Annotated in this window: 22 protein-coding genes; 8 read left to right on the top strand and 14 right to left on the bottom strand. The window is 47.9% G+C overall.

The genetic code is table 11. From position 1 onward, the window contains the following. Positions 1-62 precede the first annotated feature (62 nt). Entirely contained in the window at positions 63-602 is a 540-nt protein-coding gene (locus JHJ32_RS00540) for a dihydrofolate reductase family protein (protein ID WP_200119171.1), read from the top strand. Positions 603-712: 110 nt separating this feature from the next. On the opposite strand, the gene JHJ32_RS00535 is transcribed toward JHJ32_RS00540, so the two are convergent. From JHJ32_RS00535 to JHJ32_RS00510, 6 genes are all read right to left on the bottom strand, one after another. Beyond that, positions 713-955, bottom strand: a complete 243-nt coding sequence (locus JHJ32_RS00535) for a TfoX/Sxy family protein (RefSeq protein WP_200119169.1) — start codon at positions 953-955, stop codon at positions 713-715. A 113-nt stretch (positions 956-1,068) separates the two neighbouring features. Next, positions 1,069-1,470, bottom strand: a complete 402-nt coding sequence (locus tag JHJ32_RS00530) for a glyoxalase (RefSeq protein WP_200119167.1) — start codon at positions 1,468-1,470, stop codon at positions 1,069-1,071. A 10-nt stretch (positions 1,471-1,480) separates the two neighbouring features. Continuing rightward, entirely contained in the window at positions 1,481-1,930 is a 450-nt protein-coding gene (locus JHJ32_RS00525; RefSeq protein ID WP_200119166.1) for an SRPBCC family protein, read from the bottom strand. A 22-nt stretch (positions 1,931-1,952) separates the two neighbouring features. Further along, entirely contained in the window at positions 1,953-2,336 is a 384-nt protein-coding gene (locus JHJ32_RS00520) for an iron chaperone (RefSeq protein WP_200119164.1), read from the bottom strand. Beyond that, a complete protein-coding gene (locus JHJ32_RS00515; protein WP_079717370.1) occupies positions 2,329-2,703 on the bottom strand; it encodes a DoxX family protein in 375 nt (124 codons plus the stop codon). The genes JHJ32_RS00520 and JHJ32_RS00515 overlap by 8 nt, the downstream gene beginning before the upstream one ends. Before the next feature lie 24 nt (positions 2,704-2,727). Continuing rightward, positions 2,728-3,153: an SRPBCC family protein gene (locus JHJ32_RS00510; RefSeq protein ID WP_200119162.1), complete on the bottom strand. Its 426-nt coding sequence runs from the start codon at positions 3,151-3,153 to the stop codon at positions 2,728-2,730. Between the two features lie 137 nt (positions 3,154-3,290). Here JHJ32_RS00510 and JHJ32_RS00505 point away from each other — a divergent pair, with 137 nt between their 5' ends. Both JHJ32_RS00505 and JHJ32_RS00500 read left to right on the top strand, forming a co-directional pair. Continuing rightward, entirely contained in the window at positions 3,291-4,268 is a 978-nt protein-coding gene (locus JHJ32_RS00505; RefSeq protein ID WP_200119160.1) for a GlxA family transcriptional regulator, read from the top strand. 46 nt (positions 4,269-4,314) lie between these two features. Further along, positions 4,315-5,850: a hypothetical protein gene (locus JHJ32_RS00500; RefSeq protein WP_200119158.1), complete on the top strand. Its 1,536-nt coding sequence runs from the start codon at positions 4,315-4,317 to the stop codon at positions 5,848-5,850. Here JHJ32_RS00500 and JHJ32_RS00495 read toward each other — a convergent pair. Together JHJ32_RS00495 and JHJ32_RS00490 are read right to left on the bottom strand one after the other, a co-directional pair. Continuing rightward, the gene (locus tag JHJ32_RS00495) at positions 5,847-6,773 is read right to left on the bottom strand and encodes an AraC family transcriptional regulator (RefSeq protein WP_200119156.1); all 927 of its coding nucleotides are present in this window, start codon (positions 6,771-6,773) and stop codon (positions 5,847-5,849) included. The two genes, JHJ32_RS00500 and JHJ32_RS00495, sit on opposite strands and share 4 nt — an antisense overlap. 74 nt (positions 6,774-6,847) lie before the next feature. Beyond that, the gene (locus JHJ32_RS00490; protein WP_079717375.1) at positions 6,848-7,603 is read right to left on the bottom strand and encodes an SDR family NAD(P)-dependent oxidoreductase; all 756 of its coding nucleotides are present in this window, start codon (positions 7,601-7,603) and stop codon (positions 6,848-6,850) included. A gap of 123 nt (positions 7,604-7,726) precedes the next feature. Here JHJ32_RS00490 and JHJ32_RS00485 point away from each other — a divergent pair, with 123 nt between their 5' ends. Together JHJ32_RS00485 and JHJ32_RS00480 are read left to right on the top strand one after the other, a co-directional pair. Continuing rightward, on the top strand, positions 7,727-7,894 hold the full coding sequence (locus JHJ32_RS00485) for a hypothetical protein (RefSeq protein ID WP_200119154.1): 168 nt from the start codon (positions 7,727-7,729) through the stop codon (positions 7,892-7,894). A gap of 317 nt (positions 7,895-8,211) precedes the next feature. Continuing rightward, on the top strand, positions 8,212-10,188 hold the full coding sequence (locus JHJ32_RS00480; protein ID WP_200119149.1) for a patatin-like phospholipase family protein: 1,977 nt from the start codon (positions 8,212-8,214) through the stop codon (positions 10,186-10,188). Positions 10,189-10,855: 667 nt separating this feature from the next. On the opposite strand, the gene JHJ32_RS00475 is transcribed toward JHJ32_RS00480, so the two are convergent. Further along, positions 10,856-11,896 (bottom strand): Gfo/Idh/MocA family protein, encoded by a 1,041-nt coding sequence (locus JHJ32_RS00475; RefSeq protein ID WP_200119147.1) that lies wholly within the window; start codon positions 11,894-11,896, stop codon positions 10,856-10,858. Positions 11,897-11,936: 40 nt separating this feature from the next. Beyond that, a complete protein-coding gene (locus JHJ32_RS00470; RefSeq protein WP_139378686.1) occupies positions 11,937-12,233 on the bottom strand; it encodes a hypothetical protein in 297 nt (98 codons plus the stop codon). 110 nt (positions 12,234-12,343) lie between these two features. Here JHJ32_RS00470 and JHJ32_RS00465 point away from each other — a divergent pair, with 110 nt between their 5' ends. Beyond that, entirely contained in the window at positions 12,344-13,321 is a 978-nt protein-coding gene (locus tag JHJ32_RS00465) for an MBL fold metallo-hydrolase (protein ID WP_200119145.1), read from the top strand. A gap of 59 nt (positions 13,322-13,380) precedes the next feature. Beyond that, entirely contained in the window at positions 13,381-13,743 is a 363-nt protein-coding gene (locus JHJ32_RS00460) for a hypothetical protein (protein ID WP_079717380.1), read from the top strand. A gap of 54 nt (positions 13,744-13,797) precedes the next feature. On the opposite strand, the gene JHJ32_RS00455 is transcribed toward JHJ32_RS00460, so the two are convergent. The 4 genes from JHJ32_RS00455 to JHJ32_RS00440 all read right to left on the bottom strand — a co-directional run bounded on the left by JHJ32_RS00455 (position 13,798) and on the right by JHJ32_RS00440 (position 16,862). After that, positions 13,798-14,292 carry a hypothetical protein gene (locus JHJ32_RS00455; protein ID WP_200119142.1) on the bottom strand — a complete coding sequence of 165 codons (495 nt, stop codon included), beginning with the start codon at positions 14,290-14,292 and terminating at the stop codon, positions 13,798-13,800. Between the two features lie 11 nt (positions 14,293-14,303). Next, a complete protein-coding gene (locus JHJ32_RS00450) occupies positions 14,304-15,458 on the bottom strand; it encodes a zinc-dependent alcohol dehydrogenase (protein WP_200119139.1) in 1,155 nt (384 codons plus the stop codon). Between the two features lie 114 nt (positions 15,459-15,572). Then, entirely contained in the window at positions 15,573-16,364 is a 792-nt protein-coding gene (locus tag JHJ32_RS00445; RefSeq protein ID WP_200119138.1) for a cytochrome c oxidase assembly protein, read from the bottom strand. A 48-nt stretch (positions 16,365-16,412) separates the two neighbouring features. Further along, a complete protein-coding gene (locus JHJ32_RS00440) occupies positions 16,413-16,862 on the bottom strand; it encodes a DUF2243 domain-containing protein (protein ID WP_200119137.1) in 450 nt (149 codons plus the stop codon). Between the two features lie 197 nt (positions 16,863-17,059). Here JHJ32_RS00440 and JHJ32_RS00435 point away from each other — a divergent pair, with 197 nt between their 5' ends. After that, positions 17,060-18,673, top strand: coding sequence for an alpha-amylase family protein (locus JHJ32_RS00435; protein WP_200119136.1), 1,614 nt, complete (start codon positions 17,060-17,062; stop codon positions 18,671-18,673). The last annotated feature ends 56 nt before the right edge of the window (positions 18,674-18,729 follow it).

Below are 18,729 nucleotides of genomic sequence, written 5' to 3'. Positions count from 1 at the left end.
GATGTCCGCTTACCTAAGCGGCATCGGGCCATGAAAGTCAACGTTGCATAAAAACGAACAACATGCGAAATGTAATTTTAGGATTGGCCGTAACATTGGATGGTTATATAGAAGGCCCCAACGGAGAATACGACTGGTGTTTTACCGACCAGGACTATGGCTTGAAAGAATTTTTCTCGCGCATTGATGCGGTCTTCATCGGGCGGAAGAGCTATGAGGTGGCGCAGGCCTACGCTGAGGGAAATGACGGTCAACTGGTACCCGGCATGCCACCTGCGAGCGAATATGTTTTTTCTCGAACGCTGGAAAAAGTAAAAGAAGGGGCGGTTTTGATATCAGATAATGCGATGAATGAAGCACGTAAGATCAAAGCGGGGCCCGGCAAAGATATCTGGTTGTACGGTGGCGCATCACTAACAGATGCCTTGATGAAGGAAGGGTTAGTGGACGAACTGTGGATGTCCGTACACCCCATACTGCTGGGCAGCGGAAAACCGCTTTTTCGCCCACAGGATAGCCGCACCCGGCTTACACTCCTTGATAGTAAAACGTACGATACCGGATTGGTATCGCTCCGGTATCGGGTTGATAAAAAACAATGAGTTACTTTCTTTTCGGCTTTGATACCTGTGCTTCTTCATTAAACGCAAGACACAGCGCTATCCAGTAATTGAAATCGTCTGGATCGGCGAAGCCTTCGGGGTTGACATAGCTAATAGCCTGCTAAATTTTTTCCCTTCATGACCATCGGCTGGCATCCCTTGCGTTGAATAACGGCGTCGGTCTGATCGGGGCTAAATCGGCACATCAAAGAATCGTCCGTAACGTTGATGCACATCTTGCCGTTAACCAGAAAAGCCAGCCCACCGAACATCTTCTTTTCGTGTACCGTAATGCCGGAGACACCACCAAGGTAGGCCCTTACTCGTTGTGCCAACTCAATGTCGTATGCCATAGATATAGATAATGCAATAACGTGAAGTCGTAACTCGCTTTAGGCATTGATAAGACATCGCCGTCGGCGGATTCAAAGATAGTCAGCTTCCGCGACTCCACCCAACGCTGCAGCTAAATATGCAGTACCCACCTCACGTCAAAGGCATCAACTACCTCAATGAGCTTTGTGTCGTCATCCTTTTCGAAAGCACGATCTTTTTTATCGACCGCCAACTTTTCAATAAGCGCTTTTCTTTCAAGAGTATTTTGACAATGCAGGAAAATAGACATGTAGTTCCCAAGCGTCCTTCCCTCATCATACACGAGATCTGAACCGTGTATGATGATGCTGTCAGAAACAAGAGACCCGCTGATGACTGGCACCTCGGCATAGCCTTCCAACGTTTCTCTAAATGTTTCGAATTGCAAGGTGCCGCCGAAGCAGGCCTGGTAAAATGTGAGTGCTCTCCTACAATTGCCGGGAAAAGTAATGAAGATTGCACTCACTAATTTGCCATTATTACGATCAATCATGTTCGTTGAATTAGGCATCAGGAATTTCCGGCTCTACAAGCGTGATTAATTTCTCCAGCGATTCCTGCCAGCCCAAATAACACATCTCCGCCGGTATGGCTGAAGGAATTCCCTCTTGTAGCACGTTGAGTTCAGTGCCGCACGAAACCTTTTTTAGCCGTATGGTTGTTGTCATTTCCCCCGGCAAATTGGGGTCGTCAAACGTATCGGTATATTTAATAAACTCATTAGGTTTTATTTCAAGATACGTTCCGCCAAAAGAGTGCCCATTCCCGGTACTGAAATTAATAAACGTCATACGGAACTTCCCACCTTCCGTGAAATCCATTTGCTGCACAGTGCACACAAAGCCGTATGGCGGCAGCCACGTAGCATGGGCGATGGGATCTGCAAATGCGCGAAAGACCTTTTCAGGACTTGCCTGGATTACCCGATGTAATGAAACTGAATTACTTTCCATGATCAAAAAATTTAATTTGTTACTAATTATTTCTTGTACGCTCCGCTGATTGCTCATTTTCCTGTTTGCGGAACGTGATGATTTTTTTTATCAGCGCGTTAGGTAGCGGTTTTTCTGTTGGAATCTGGATAGCCGACTTACTTATCTTATACCCCTCCAGATCAGCCTTGAAGTGTTCCCAAAATGCCTCACTATAGGGGTATGATAACGTGATGTGCTTAGGAAATGCGCAATAGTATAGTAGATAACCGTGGTATTTAAAGCAGGGTATCTGATAGCTAATACATTCCTCTGCTTCAGGCACTGCTTCATTGATGATTGCACGGATCGTCTGCATTCGCGCCAGCGTTTCACCGCTGAATGCCTGATGATACTCATCAATTGTTTGATAATTGGTCTTAGCCATAGGTCTGGATTTTACGGTTATAGCGATATGAAATGGCAAGAATGCCAAGCACTGCAAGTGGCATCAACATATACCCTATGTTTTGATCTACGGCCGCATGGCTGATGAATGCAAAGACTAGATTGAATGTAAGTCCCGCATATGCCCATTCCTTGAGCCTGGCCGGGACTTGCGGAACGGAAATCGCTAACACGCCGAGGACCTTACAGATAATCAGTGCATAGGCAAAGTAGTCGGGGTAGCCCAAGGGCCTTGTACCTATGGTCGCCTGCTCCGGTGAAAAAAGCAGGGCGCTAAGCGGCATGACACCTTCCCAAAGGATGATGATGATCGTGGCCACCCAAAAGATTGTTTTATTCTTTTTCATGTTGTTATCTATTAAGACAATGCCTTATGAATTAGTTGACTCGACATAGTTTACAAAGTTGTCTAGGATCGCTTGCCAGCCTTGTTTCTGAAACTCCGGGTCATTTTCTGTCTCGGCATCAAACGTGGTTGCCACATGGGTTTTACAATTTTGTGACGTGAACAGCGTAGTAGCATTTCGCCCGTCAGGCATAGTGTAAGCAATTTCTTTGTGCAATTCTACCGTTTCGTAAACGCCTTCAAAATCAAAACCGAAGCTGCCGTCCTTGGCTTCCATCCGGTGCTTGAACTTCCCTCCTACACGCAGGTCGTTTTCGCTGCTTGGGCTATGCCAACTTGGGTCTGGAGCGTTCCATTGCATAATGTCGCTTGGTGTATTCCAAACCTTCCAAACTTTTTCTACGGGAGCATTTGCTGTTGCCTCTACCGTAATTCTTGTTGCTTGTGTCATCACGAGTATTTTATTTGTTAAATTTTACAATTCAAAATTACGATAGGGTATACGATTGTAGCTGTTGTGAAAATGACAACTTTAGGGGTGAATTATGACAAACTATTTCCTATCTTGCGGCTTATTAGATTGTTGGTATGCAGATATCTGTCTTTGTACCTGAATATGGGGTGATTGAGGCCGTCACACCGCCGTTCAGAACGTTTCATACCGCCAATGAGTTTTTGGCCACATTCGGCAAAAGACCTATTTTTAAGGTTGAATATGTAGGCTTAAAGGAATACGTGCCCGCCAACAATGGCGAATACACCATCAAAACCGATAGGTTGCTCAAGGACGTAATGGAAACGGATCTACTAATCATTCCGCCTACATTTGGCGACACAGCCAAAGGAATTCAGGCTAACGCAGAGGCAATCCCTTATTTTAAGAAGTTGCATGAAAAAGGCGCAAGTCTTGCCAGTTTGTGCATCGGCGCTTTCCTTTTGGCTGAAACGGGTCTCCTCAACGGAAAAAAGTGTTCCACGCACTGGGCTTATATTAATGAGTTTAAAGAGCGATATCCCGAAGTGGAAGTGGAAGATGGCGCTATCATCACAGAACATGGCAATATTTACAGCTCTGGCGGAGCAAGCAGCTTGTGGAATTTGATATTATACTTAGTTGAAAAATTTGCCGACAGAGAGACGGCCGTGATGATATCCAAATATTTTGCGTTAGATATTGGAAGGGATAGCCAATCGCAGTTTGCTATATTCAAGGGGCAACGGAATCACGGTGATGTTGGCATCCAAAAAGTACAGGACTACATTGAAAAAAATTATCATCACAAATTAACAATAGAAACGCTGGCAAATTTGATTAATACAGGCCGCAGGACCTTTGAGAGAAGGTTTAAAGAGGCCACCAACAATACACCCATAGAATATATACAGCGCGCAAGGATAGAGGCTGCCAAAAGTTTCTTTGAGGCATCAAGGAAGAACGTAACGGAAATCATGTTTGATGTCGGGTATACCGATACAAAAGCGTTCCGAGACACCTTTAAAAAGGTTACCGGGCTTACGCCGATAGAATATAGGAATAAGTTTGCCCGAGTGGCTAACGAGGTGTGAGGAGCAAATAGTCTCGCTGCTTAACGTTTTTTACAAGTAATCCGATATGGTTAAACGATTGCACCTGTCCAGTGGAGCTTATGCACTTTCTTTCTTGCTTCTTTTATCCTTTGTGGTGTCATGCACAAAAGAAAAAATCCGTACGGATCCGACGGACGAACCGAAAACGCCCCCCTCAGACCTGGCAGAAAGATTTCTGTACGGTTCTAACATGGGAGCCTATCAAGGTTGGTCCGACGAACAGTTGGCTGAATTGCTAATGGGCAATACGGCAAAGGGTATTGCTGGCGTGGGGGTGAATAGCCTACGTCCTGCGATGTACGACCACTTTGTGCAACAATGGGGCTATGACATCCGGCTAAACGCGTTTGAAACTTACCAACAACTGGGCGGTACAGACCATACAGTCTTCCTCAACGGCCCAACTGATGCCCATAGGGAACAGGCAAGCTACTGCAATGGCATCCGATCGCAAACCTTCGCCAACCTGTATGAGCCGATATGGTCTTCGGCCGGAAAGGTGAATGACAATAACTACTATGCCAGCTATGTTTACAACGTAGTGAAGACTTATGGTCCTTATGTAAAGTACTGGGAGGTCTGGAATGAGCCTGACTACACCAACAACTGGGAAGCCACCCAAACCTGGGCGCAAACAGATCCCAACCCGTGCGATCTCCCGAACTTTGCGGCGCCTATCCAATCCTATGTGCGGATGCTCAGGATTACCTATGAAATCGTCAAACATTTGGATGGCGATGGCCTGGTGTGCGTGGGCGGCTTAGGTTATCCGAGTTTTCTGGAGGCCATATTACGCAATACTGATAACCCAAACGGAGGAAGCGTCAGCGCCGATTACCCAAAAAAGGGTGGTGAGTGGTTCGATTGCCTAAGTTACCACGTGTATCCAATGTATTACTTGGGAAGCAATCACAATTCTGACGCAGCGGCTACGGCACTCGTCAACCATAAAAACGCGTTTCAGGCTGTGCTTGATAACTATTCGTATGACGGAACAACCAACCCTAAGAAAGCCTTCATCATTACGGAAAGCAATATACCGCGTAAATCCATCGACGGCTATATTGGAGGCGATGTTGTGCAACGGAATTTTTTAATAAAGGCAGCGGTCCAGGCGCAAAAGGCGGGTATCAGCGCGCTTTACATTTATGGCCCTGCTGAAAGCAGGCCATTAGCCCAAGCCAACGACCCCTATCAGGCAATGGGCTTTTATCAAAACATAACATCTGGCCCTTATCATGCTACCATCACATCCGGCGGTATCGCTTGGCGCACCGTAAGCGGTCTATTAAGAACCCGGCAATATGATCCCGCTGCAACGGCCATGCTGCAATTGCCCGGCCATATTGACGGCGCGGCGTTTTATGGTGCTGATGATGAAAGTTATGTTTATGTATTGTGGGCAAAAACCAGTGAAGCATCAGAAACAGCATCGGCCCAATACAGCTTTCCGGCGTCATTAAAGATGACGACAGCTACGCAGTTCGATTGGGACAACCAGCAAACCCGTGTGACCAGTACGCTCGCATTGACTGGATCGCCTGTATTTATCAAACCTTAGCGATGACGGTCAAACCCGGCCCTGAATTCCAAGGGACTTTGACGGGTTTTTTGCCTGAATAGCTTACTGAAGGATTGCGGGTGTTCAAAGCCTAATTCATAAGCAATCTCACTCACCGCTAATGGTGTAGTGGAGAGCTTTTCTTTTGCCTTATCGATCAACTTGGTGTGGATGAGCTGCTGTGCGCTTTGTCCGATGAGCGAGCGCAGCACATCGCTCAAGTAGCCTGGTGAAACGTGTAATTGTGCCGAAAGATAGTGTACGGTGGGAATACCCCGGCGCAGCGATTGCCGACTGTTGAAATATTCGTCCAACAGCGCTTCCATCTTTTGCAGCAAATCGTTGTTTACCGCTTTACGGGTAATGAATTGGCGCTTGTAAAACCGGTTTGCATAGCTGAGCAACAGCTCAACCTGTGCAATAACGACATCTTGGCTGAATTCGTCAATCCGGCTATGAAGTTCTTTCTCAATAATCCGGTAAACGGAAAGAATGACTTCCTTCTCATTATCGGACAGGTGCAGGGCTTCATTGACTGAATAGGAAAAGTAGCCGTACTGTTTTATCTTTTTTGCCAGTGGATACCCAAGCAAAAAATCGGGATGGATGAGCATGACGTATGATGAAGCCACGTCGGTGTATTCGGTTGCCCCTACCAATTGGTTCGGCGCCATAAACATCATGCTTCCTTCTTTGAAATCATAATAGTCCTGCCCGTATTCCAGCCTTCCGCTGCTTTCGGTAATGAAGGTTATTTTATAAAAATCCAGCACATCGTAAATCGGAGCCTTATCAGGATTGAACGGATTGTCTTTGTCAAAACGCGTTAAGCTCACCAATGGGTTCTGGGGCTTGGGCAGGCCAAATGCCTGGTGTACATCAGCGATGGAAGTAAATCTGATCAGTTTGTTTTGTCTTTTCATCCACTAAATTTAAAAAATAAAGTAAAAACCTATGATGATTTATCTTATCACCATAGGTTTTGAACGTGAAGGTATCACCACGGAAAGACCACGCTTTCGGGCCCTGTAAACGTCCCTGTAGGGCCGTCTTCCTCAAGCACTACGCGTATCGGCTCACGTGAGCCTTCTTCGACGGTATCGGTTCCCTGAAAATTGTTGAGTGCCGTAGCGGTAAAACCGGGACTGACGGCGTTTACCTTGATAGGGGTGCCTTCCAGTTCGATGGCAAAAGCAACGGTAATGGCGTTGAGCGCGGTCTTGGATGAACCGTAAACCAGATCAAAACTTGTTCGCCAGGGGTTGGACGGGTCCATGTTCATGGTAAGCGAACCGAGCCCGCTCGATACGTTTACGATGCGCGCAGCAGGCGCATTGCGGAGCAACGGCAAGAAAGCCTGCGTCATGGCAACAACACCAAAGACGTTCGTTTCCCAGACCGTGCGCATTTCGGTTAGTGAAGCGGCGCTTGGGCGGTTTGCAGCCATTATTTCCTCAAGCGTACGGCCCCGGCTTCCGGCGTGCGAAATGGCTGCATTATTTACCAAAAGGTTAAGCATACCAAAATCGCGCTGTACTTGTGCCGCGGCCGCAGCGATAGAATGTTGCTCGGTGACATCCAGCTGTATTGCGCGAGCCTTGCCGCCGATTTCGCCTACGGCTGCCTCGCCATTTTGCGCATTGCGTGAACCTACATACACGGTGTAGCCGTTGTCGGCAAGGGCTTTGGCAATTTGAAAACCTACGCCCTGATTGGCACCCGTTACAAGGGCTATTTTTTCATTTGCTTGCATAACTGTAATTGATTTATAGGACAAAGGTCCGAATATGCATATCAGGCTACGTAGCTGAATTGAGGGATTTTGAAGCCTAATCGAGGGAAGCGAAGAGACTGACATAGGGTTGGCCGGTATGACGTGGCCCAATCGGGCGGCAATTCCCTGACCGGCGTAGCGGGTGTCGAGATCAATGCCGGACGAATCGCCTTCGGAGGCAATTACCAATCGCCCCTGTCGCAGAACCTTGCTGATAGCAGCGTAAAAGCGGGCGATCGGTGGCTGGCGCATGTCTCATTCAGTTTTTGATAGGTCCTCCGTCAAATCATTGTCAAAGCCCACCTAGCGCAGGCTTATTTGTTTCTGACTACCGACGTCCAAAAGCTAGCGGACGACCTTTTGGGAAAACAAAAAACAGCCTAACTAACTTGCATGTCAGCAATCGCCGCCGCCCACTTCGGATTTGGAAATCCGGAACAAAGTACATAATTTTAAAGCAACCAGACAGACTTGGCTCGTGCAAGTAGGATTCTTCTTTAGGCTATGCCATTGTAGGACTATTTATCATCCTGCCACGATAAAAAAATGACTGATCCTTTTTCGGCTCTCCCTCAAATCTCAAAAAAATGGAAAATCTGTCTAAAAATGAACCCCGCAGGGAACAGACGCCATTCAGGAGTATTGCGTTGGCCTTTTCCGGGGGTGGCTTTCGCGCTGCTTCGTTTGCGTTAGGCACCTTGAGCTACTTGAACGAGCTGACATTGGAAGCAGGCACACCTTTATTGAAAAATGTCTCCTTCATATCGTCTGCGTCGGGAGGTACGATCACCAACGCCATGTATGCACAGCATAATGCGGCAAATCAATCATTTGGCACTTTTTACGGAAAGCTTTTCACCATCCTCAATGGCACCGTTCTACTGGATTATGTGTTTAAGATACTGAATGATGATAGCCAATGGGAATCTAGGCCGGACAAAAAGCGCAACATGATCAACGCCTTTGCCCTGGCTTATGATTATTACTTGTTTGAAGGTGCGCTTTTGGGAGAACTGTACAGTGGTAACTCCGCGTCTCACCTGGAAGAGGTATGTTTCAACGCGACGGAATTTTACAGGGGCTTGTTATTCCGGCAAAATATCAAGATGAAATTTGACAAAGGTTTCAGGGAAGACAGAAAATTCCGGTATGGGAATTTTGCCATCAACCTGGGTTGGAGCATTGCCCGGAAACTCAAGCTGTCCGACCTTCTGGCGGCTTCATCCTGCTTTCCCGCAGGGTTCGAGCCAATAATGTTCCCCAATGATTTCACGTATAACAACGCTATAACCGCCGACCAAAACAATAAATCGCTGACCGGCGAAGAATTGTTGAGTGACCTTTACGTCCGACTAAAGGAAATGAACCGAGGCGAATTGGTGAGACTGTATGGCGAAGAGGCTGTCGAAAGGGTGATGGCGCAATTGCCGCAGCACCCGACTCCAGAAGAAATTAACGATGCCTTCAAGTCAGTAGATATCGACCACGCTTTCCTGTTTGGAATGATGGACGGCGGAATTACGGACAACCAGGCGTTGGAGAGTATTTTGGATGCGCAGGAGCGACGGCTTGCGGCAGATGGAACCAGTTTTGCTCCGTTTGACCTGATGCTTATCGGTGATGTCGGCAGTGACCTTATGGATCCTTATGTGCCTCCCAAAGACGAATCTGCTTATACCGGGGTCAAAGGGATCACACTCAACACCTTGCTTGTCGTCCTAACGTTCCTAAGTGCCATCGGGCTGGCCGCTGTCTTTGCCGGATTCACCGCGAATGCCCACGGGTTTGGCGCGAAACTGTCCATATTGAGCGGCTCAGCCACGTTGCTGTTGAGCGGCCTGCTGTTGTGCATACTAGTAGTGATTCGGTCATACATCAAAGGTAATATCCATAAACTGGGAGGTTTGGATCTGGATAAGAACTTTTCTCCTGAAATTGTCAGCAATCTGTTTAAGCACTTCGGCGCTACCCCTGTAGGTGTTATTTACCGGATGCTGAAAGAGCGGTTTAGCTCCGTATTGCTGCTCAACAACGACGTCTTTTTAAAACGCATCCGTTTTCTCTTGTACAACGCTGCCTACAATAGTAAACGGTACACGTATCGGCTCAAGACCAACCACCTGTATGACCTTTCCTTTTCAAATGATTCGGCTAGGGATTCGATACCGGGGACGACCCCCAGTAGGGAAATGCAGGTTGTGGCCCAGGCAGCCTTTGAAATGGGAACGACACTTTGGTTTGACACCAAAAGCCAAGAAAATGACAGCAACGCAGCACTCATTGCTTGTGGTCAATTTACGACCTGTTACAACCTACTGAAATATATTTACAGGCTTAGGAACTCCCCAATCAAGGGCAAACCTTCCTACTACAGCACATTGCCCGAAAAATACCGGAAATTGATAGACCACCTGGATGCAAGCCTAAAGCAGGACTTCAACAAATTTAACACCGACCCATTTTGGATGTATAATCAGTATGGGACTTCTCTGGGCCTTCCGGGATTCAAAATTGTGAAAATTGCCAACTTTAAGTTTCCGAAAGAATTCGAAGGGCTTAGGTGAGCTTCTTAGCTGCTCATTGAAATTTGGCTTAGCGCAGTACAGTACCTGAACGACCCTTGTCCTAATCGGCGATACCGTATGGTAAGGTCTGCAGGTAGGCCACTCGCCGATGGCATCCGGTTCCGTGCAAATAGTCTCCACGATATCTCGGACAGGGACACCAGCCACAGTAGCTGGAAAATCAACTGATATTTACAGCAAAGAAAAGCCCCGAAACGGGGAGGATTGGGGCTTTCTAACTAACCAATTATAAACCTAATTATGAAAAGACATTTTTTATTTACTATTTATATAGACGTACAATTACCCTACCTTATTACGGCATGAATGTCATCATTTTGTTAAAAAGCCATAATGCTCCAGCGGTCTGGCAAGGCGCGGACGAGGGTGAAGGATAATGCATTTGGTAACCTTTATTTTGATTTGTAAAATTTGAATGCTACATTCATCGATTATTTAAGATATCATGAAGTTGCTGCTGCTGGTGATTATACTGTTGTTGATCGGGGGATACTTATGCGCATACCTGCTGGCCAAAAACAGAAAGCGCCCTTTTCTATCGGGAAACGCTCGCAACCGTATAAAACGCTTTGGCGTCACCTGCTTTTTTTTGGGCGCAGTGCTTGGCCTGTTTATGCTATACATCAGGATCAGATATTAAGCCCTTTTATGGTTGTGCAAAAGCATCCAAATCCAGTGGCTCCTTACGCCCACCGCTGGCCGATTTATAAATCGCTTTGAGGATGATGAGATCCCTCAAACCCATTTCGCCGCTTACCCTGCTGGTTTTATTGTTCTTTATGCATATCGCAAAATCATCCATTTGGAGGGCCTGCTGATTAACTTCGGGAAATATCATTTCCCCGGTTGAAGCCCTGCCTTTCAGCCCGCTGTACTCATACGCTGGGCTAAGTTCGAACCAGCCATCATCCGCTTCGGCCCTCAAAAAGTTGCCGTCCCTGGCGTAGCTACTTTCGCAAATGGCTACCGTGCCGTCGACAAACTCCATTTCCCATTGTATTCCTTCTTCTACATCCTTGAATTTTTCAGGATCTGTCTTCGGCAAAAATGAGGCGTTGACGGCAACAGGTAGTTGACCCGTGATGTATTGAGCGGCCTGAACGCAGTAAATACCGTTGTTCATCAACGGCCCGCCACCGGCCAAGCTGCCCTTAACCCGCCATTGGTCTTTTTCGCCGATAGCCATGCTGTCATCGGCGATGATGCGTCTTACCTTCCCTAAAGTCCGGCCGCGCCCAAGTCGCATCAGCTCTTGATGAAAAAGATCAAAATGAAGCCGGTAGCCAACAGATAACCGGACGCCCGCTTCATTGCAGGCTTCAATCATGCGTTTACCGTCTTCGACCGTTGTAGCCAGCGGTTTTTCGCATATGACATGTTTCCCTGCACGTGCGGCGCGGATGGTGTACTCGGCATGCATCGAATTAGGGAGGACGATATAGACGATATCGATATCAGTATTATCTTTGATACGATCAAAATCTGCGTAGCTGTACAAGTTTTCGGACTTCAACTGATATTCGTCTTGCCACTTTTTTCGTTTTTCCTCGCTGCCGCTCACCACAGCCGTCAGAGAACAATATGCAGTTGCTTTCAGTGCCGGGCCGAGCTGCCCACTACTGTACTCACCCAGCCCTACGAGTGCTACGCCGAGTTTTTCACGAGGTATGGAATGATGTATTGACATGGCCGTCTGTTTTACTTACCGATAGGTGATACATAAGTGACTACCACACTTTTTTATTGGATGCCTGCAACATGTCTGTGGCATAAAGGGCCACCTCATCACCGTCGTCCGCACGCTCCATCCGCTTTTTCATCGCACTTTCCCAACTTGCCAATGCTCCTTTGATGGTATCACCGTATCCGACCACGCCCGTCTGCATATCGGGGCCGAGTATGCAGTTGTAGCCCTCATCCGCCTGAAAAACCACTGGCTGAAGCTCCTTGACGAGCAGGGAAATGTTCTTGTCTTCATAGTTAAGCTGAATAACACGGTCTTCTGCAACTTTCATCTGTTTCATACAATGTAGCATTGTGCTGTTATGGAAAAACACCTTACCACTGGTTTTGTTGTATTTCTTTTTGCCAAACAAACTGATTCGTTAAAGGTTACCACACAAAAGGAGCTATTATGAAACAAGCAGATATGAGTGAAGCTGTTGCCTTAGATGGTCAGATGACTGATGACCACGGCAGTTGCGAACAGTTAACAACCGGTGTCTGGCGGCTAAAGATTTTATTTGTGAATGTGTATTTGGTTGCTGCAGACAACGGCCGATGGGTACTGATAGATGCCGGACTCAAAGGTGCTGGCCAAAAAATTGCCGACACGGCAGCGCAATTGTTTGGCGAGGACAACCCTCCAGCGGCAATTATCCTTACCCACGGCCATTTTGACCATGTAGGCGCATTGCATTACCTGCTTGGCATATGGGACGTACCGATATACGCTCATGCGATGGAAATACCTTACCTGACCGGGCAGGCCGAGTACCCACCGCCAGATCCCTTCGCGGGCGGGGGAATGATGAGCTGGATATCGTTCCTATACCCGAATAAGCCCGCCAATTTGGGCGACCGCGTAACCCCTCTGGACAAAGACGGCAGCCTGCCCTTTCTCCATAAATGGCGCTACCTGCTTACACCCGGTCATGCGCCTGGGCACATATCGTTATTTCGTGACACCGACAAGGTCCTCATCGCGGGAGACGCATTCGTCACCACGCGTCAGGAATCTGCCTTCTCTATCCTTTTCCAAAAAAGACACCTGTCCGGTCCGCCGAAATATTTTACATACGACTGGGAAACGGCGGCGGAATCCGTAAAAATGTTACAGGAACTCAACCCATCTGTAGCCGCAAGCGGACATGGAAAACCAATGCGGGGCCGTGAACTCACCGAGGGACTCTTAAATTTAGTCAAAAATTTCGACCGGATAGCAGTACCCCAAAACGGCAGATACACAAGAAAGCCTGCACGTGTAAACAGACGGGGGGTGGTGGAACTTCCAAGCGCCCGCCCAATGCTGAACAAAACGTTGGTGACTTCAATAGTGGCAATTGCAGTCGTAGGTGGGCTTGCTTGGCTGCAAATGAAGAAAATGAAATAGCCACCTTAACTCACTCATCGAACTTTTGGCTATTGACACAATGAGGGGAGGCCGATGACATGAGATTTGAAATACCCGACTTTAGTTTGTTGACGGAGTTGATACCAGGAGTAACGTCATTGAAGGGGAGGGTAGTGATACTTCACTTTCCGACGCATACGGTTCTGGAGCTGTTACACGCCGAGGATCCACTATCAAAAACCGTTAGCCCTTGCTATGAATGGGAACGGATAAACAAATACGGTGAAATTGATAAATTCACCTTTATTGTGCATCGTTACGTAACCGATGATCTTACTGCCGTGTTTGAGCAAGCGAAAGAATGGTATCGAAACATAATCGACTGGCTCGATACAAGTGACGACGCGTTTGATCGTTTTTTGCGGGAATGGGAAAACCACTCAGACGACTTGCCAAACTAAGCTGGCATCATCGCGCGGCTCTCCCGTGCCCGAATGTGGCACAGGCGATCACGTTTACTTGCCTCGCCTTTTTGCCAATACCGCAGCGGCGATCCCCGCAGCCAATAGCGTACCTAACGCCACACGGGCGAGAACCCCCTTGCGATTGTATTTCCAAGCTGCGTTCCAGCCGCGTTCAGCGAGGATATTAGGAATGTGACCACGCCTGAGGTCATCCAAAAAACCTTCCGCCACGTTGATCCGATCGGCCAACAATAACGGTAGCCAATGAGCGAACCGAGACTCACTGTATTTAAACGCCTTTCGGCGTAGCACACCGCTTAATCCTCGGGGCGGAAGCGGGGCACCAAAAACAGCCGACACATACGGTCTTTCGTTGGAATGTAGCACCTCCACATTTTCCAATTGCTGCGGCGGCCTTTGCCAATCGAGCCGACGGTGATCGTCGCCGGTGTAATGCTTCATCGGATACGTAGGCTCGTTCTCCGGATCTGCATCAATACCCCAACCTTTGATATGGGAATATTTTTGTGACATGTCGTTTTCCATAATATGATTTTTTAGTTACTCGCCGAGGACGGTATCAATACCGTCTTGATACAATTATCGAGTTTTGATGAGAAAATGTGGTAAGCGTCAGCGACTTCTTCGAGCGGCATGCGGTGAGTGATCAGCCCTTTCGGATCAATGTATCCGTCTTGCACATGCTTGATCAACCGAGGAAGCAAACGCTTGACCGATGCCTGATTGGCACGGATAGTAATCCCCTTATTTACCACATTTCCGATAGGGATGAGGTTGCCCGTAGGCCCATACACGCCGACGATAGACAAAATGCCTCCTTTTTTGACCGAATTTATTGCCCAGTGAAGCGCGATAGCCGCGCCTGCCTGAAGCATCAGTTTCTTTCCGGTAATGGTATGTAATGCACTTCCAGCAGCATCGGCTCCCACGGCGTCAATGCATACGTCCGCTCCCAGCCATCCTGTCTCCCGTTTCAGGAACAACACCGGATCTTCCAAAGAGCGGAAATTATAGGCTTCACATTGCGCGTATTGGCGAGCAAACTCCAACCGATACTCCAGATGGTCGATGATAATGACACGGCCAGCGCCAAAAAGCCATGCACATTTAGCGGCCATAATGCCTATAGGGCCGGCCCCGAAAACCACCACCGTATCTCCAGGTTTGATGCCGCCCATTTCGGCCGCCTGGTAGCCCGTGGGCACTACATCCGTCAAGAGCACGGCATCGTCGGGATCCATATCGGCTGGTATGATGGTAGGCCCCACATCGGCATAAGGCACCCGCACATATTCTGCCTGTCCGCCGTCATAGCCCCCTGCGGTGTGTGAATAACCAAATATCCCGCCAACTGCTGTGGCTTCCGGGTTGGACTCGTGGCAATTGCCATACAATCCCTGCTTACAGAAAGCACAGGCACCACAGGCAATGTTGAAAGGCACCAGCACATGATCGCCTTTTTTCAGCTTCTGAACGGAAGGACCTACTTCTTCGACAATACCGATAAACTCATGTCCAAAGGTGGTGCCTACCCGCGTATCCGGAACCATTCCGTGATATAAGTGCAAATCCGAGCCGCAGATGCAGGAACGCGTCACACGTACAATGGCATCATTGGGATGGAGGATTTCGGGGTAGGGTTTGTGATCCACCCGTACACGGCGTGGACCTCGGTAATTCATTGCTAACATAACAATCGTTTTAAAAACATCCTACTTTCATGGTTGAGCTGATTGTTCATACTTGTCCGATAGCTGCTCAGCCATGCCATAGAGATGACAGCGAAAGTCCGCAATTGTTGGCTTTCATTGAAAAAACAACGTGAGCCATGCCAATGGCGGCCAAATGCTACGCCTGCTGGGCATGGCAGACAGGCGTTTTGCAAAAGGCGTTTGTGCAAATAGGATGAAGGCGACGATGAGCTCGGCGAGATCACCCCAATAATACATCATCTGGGCGGCCGAACGAATCGCTTCACCAGTGAAAGGGACGTTCCGTGGATAAAAGTGTGCATACATGTATTTGGCAAGAAAAGCATGAGCAGCGATACTAAAAAACAACACCCATGCACGCACCTGGAAGCTGGGGCGTGCCGGCACCGGATCTGGCCCAATGATGGCCCAAGTAAACAAATAACCTGCAGCTAAAAAATGAAAATGGATAACATGATGCAGGTAGGGTTTGGCCAGACTCTCGGCGTACAGCGGCGACAAATATAGCACATACATGCCGCCAATATTGAACACCATCGCGGCCACGGGATGACACGCCACCCGAAAGGCCTTGTGTTTCAGCAATGCCATGAGCCTTCTGGCAGGTGCCGCAGGCAGCGTTTTCAGGGCTAAGGTAAAAGGCGCCCCGACCACCAAAAAGATAGGAGCAAACATACCGATTAACAGATGCTGCACCATATGGCTATAAATGTCGTGATGGGCCCTTTCCATGAGCGGCGGGCTACCACCCGCCATCAATGTACTGATGCCCAAGACAAAGCTGAGCGCACGCCATGCCGGCCACTTACCGCCTCGCCTCCTCACATACCAATAGCTTCCTGCATAGATTGCAGCGATGGCCGAAAGCACCGCAAGGAGCACCATATGGCCAACCGTAATTTCATGAACTGGGTGGTGATGCATAGCTATCGTCTAAGTCCGCCTTATCAAATAAATGCCGGTAAAAAGCAATATTAACGCCGCAACATTCCACGCGATGTCATACGGCAAAATAGGGTCTACATACCGGATTTGATGCAGGCGTAAAATTTTATGATTGACGATACCATCAAACAGTTGAAAGCCACCTGCGCCGAGGAAAAATCCGGCCACGGCCCTTCGTTTTATGAGTAGCTGGCTATGCTTCAGCTTCAATAACATGATGAATCCAGCGGCTATGGCAATGATTTCCGCCGCGTGGAGCAAGCCGTCTGCCATCAATCCGACATCGGTAGTAGACCCGTCGTAGAAGTGATGCCAAGCCAGCAGCTGATGGAAGACAATCTCATCTACCGCAGCCATCATGCCGATACCCACCAACACGCCTCCCCATGTTGAACGCATGCGGGCAAAACGATAGCCTGTCATTGTGTTGTCTATCATTGCGGCCTCCAAATAATTGGGGCAACACATAAGGTCGCTCCTTTGTTTGGCCGTTTTTTCTTCCAAATATGCCTTGGCGCAATCTGCCTGCTCAAACCAGTAACTGGTTTTCCTGTTATACTACCGAAAAACGTTGTTAACCCGGCTTGTTCACCAGCCTTCGTGATGAGGGTTGGAAGCAAACTAAACTAAAATATATGCAACAAATTAATTGGCTTAAACACGCAATCGTTTACTCGCTTGATATCCGGAGTTTTAAGGACAGCAATCTGGACGGTCTCGGAGATATCTACGGTTTACTTTCTAAATTCGACTATTTGATCGGGCTTGGTATCAATTGTGTCTGGATAGCCCCCTTTTATTGCACGAACCAACAAGACGACGGGTATGATGTCATTGACTATTATGCGATAGATCCCAGGTTGGGTACCATGGAAGACTTCGGAATGCTGGTCGCGGAGGCCAAAGCGAAAGATGTAAAGATCATCCTCGATCTTGTTGTAAACCACACCAGCAATGCTCATCCTTGGTTTAAGATGGCTATAGAGCAACCCGATTCCCTGTACCACGATTATTATATCTGGAAAAAACAAAAACCACCAAACGACAAAGACGACCTCGTATTTAAAACCGTTGAAGACAGCAATTGGGAGTATGAGCCCTCAGTGTCTGCCTACTTTTACCACACTTTTTACAGCCATCAACCGGATCTGAATGTGGCTAATCCACGGGTACAGGCCGAAATCATTCGTATCATCGATTTTTGGATGAGTAAAGGAATAGACGGATTCCGTATAGATGCCGTACCGCATATCCTTCGCAATAAAGGCGATAGCTATTTCGTGGGCGACCCCTATAAATTGCTGGAGGACTGGCGATCAGCTACACTACGGCATAATGCACAGGCCATACTCGTTGGTGAGGCCGACGTGGAGCCGGAGGAATACTCCAATTTCCTGAATGGGCGGAAATTGACCGGGCTATTCAATTTTTACCTCAACAACTATACATTTCTCGCGTTGGCCACTCAAAAAGCTGTCCCATTGCACCGGGCGATCCAGCGTCTACCACTTATGGAGGGCAGACGTTACCTCAATTTTCTGCGAAACCATGATGAGCTGGACCTCGAACGTCTCGCTGACGACCAACGCCAACAGGTTTTCAAGCAATTCGCTCCCAAGCGATCGATGATCATCTACGATAGAGGAATCCGGAGAAGGCTGGCTCCGATGGTAGATAACAATGGCAGCCGCATAAAACTGGCCATGAGCTTACTTTTCACACTGCCAGGCATACCCGTAATACGGTACGGCGAAGAAATTGGTATGGGAGACGACCTCAACCTACCCGAACGAAGAAGTGTCCGTACCGCCATGCAATGGGCTAATCAGCCTAATGGCGGCTTTTCAGACGCTGCGCCTAACTATCCGCTAATACGAAAGGGTGAGTTTGCTTATGATAGGGTCAACGTAGCGGACCAACTGACAGATGCTACTTCGTTGCTAAACGTCGTGAAAACCATGATATGTATTCGTCAGGACAAAGCGGATTTATTCGGTTCTGGAAGTTTTACGCTTTTACGCTCAAGCAACGATGCGGTGTTGGCTTTCGGCTATAGGCTGGCCGATAAATTGTTAGTCGCCGTCCATAATTTTTCCGGACAGCCACAGGACGCAACAGTCATGTTGCTGACCAAGCCAAGCCATCTTATTGCCGTCTTGATAAATAAGGAAAACACAGTGGTAGCCGATAAGCACTTCGCTATTGGCCTGCCTGGTTATGGATATAGCTGGCTAATGATGGGTGTATGATTTAAAACTTTTTTAAAATAATTAAAACAATTTTAGGTGGTTTTTTGTCTGCTTCT

Origin of the sequence: Parapedobacter sp. ISTM3, from assembly GCF_016533505.1 — a bacterium.
In the GTDB taxonomy this organism is placed as follows: Bacteria; Bacteroidota; Bacteroidia; order Sphingobacteriales; family Sphingobacteriaceae; genus Parapedobacter; species Parapedobacter luteus.
The sequence above is the reverse complement of the archived record's forward strand: the minus strand, read 5'-3'. Positions and strand labels throughout refer to the sequence as shown.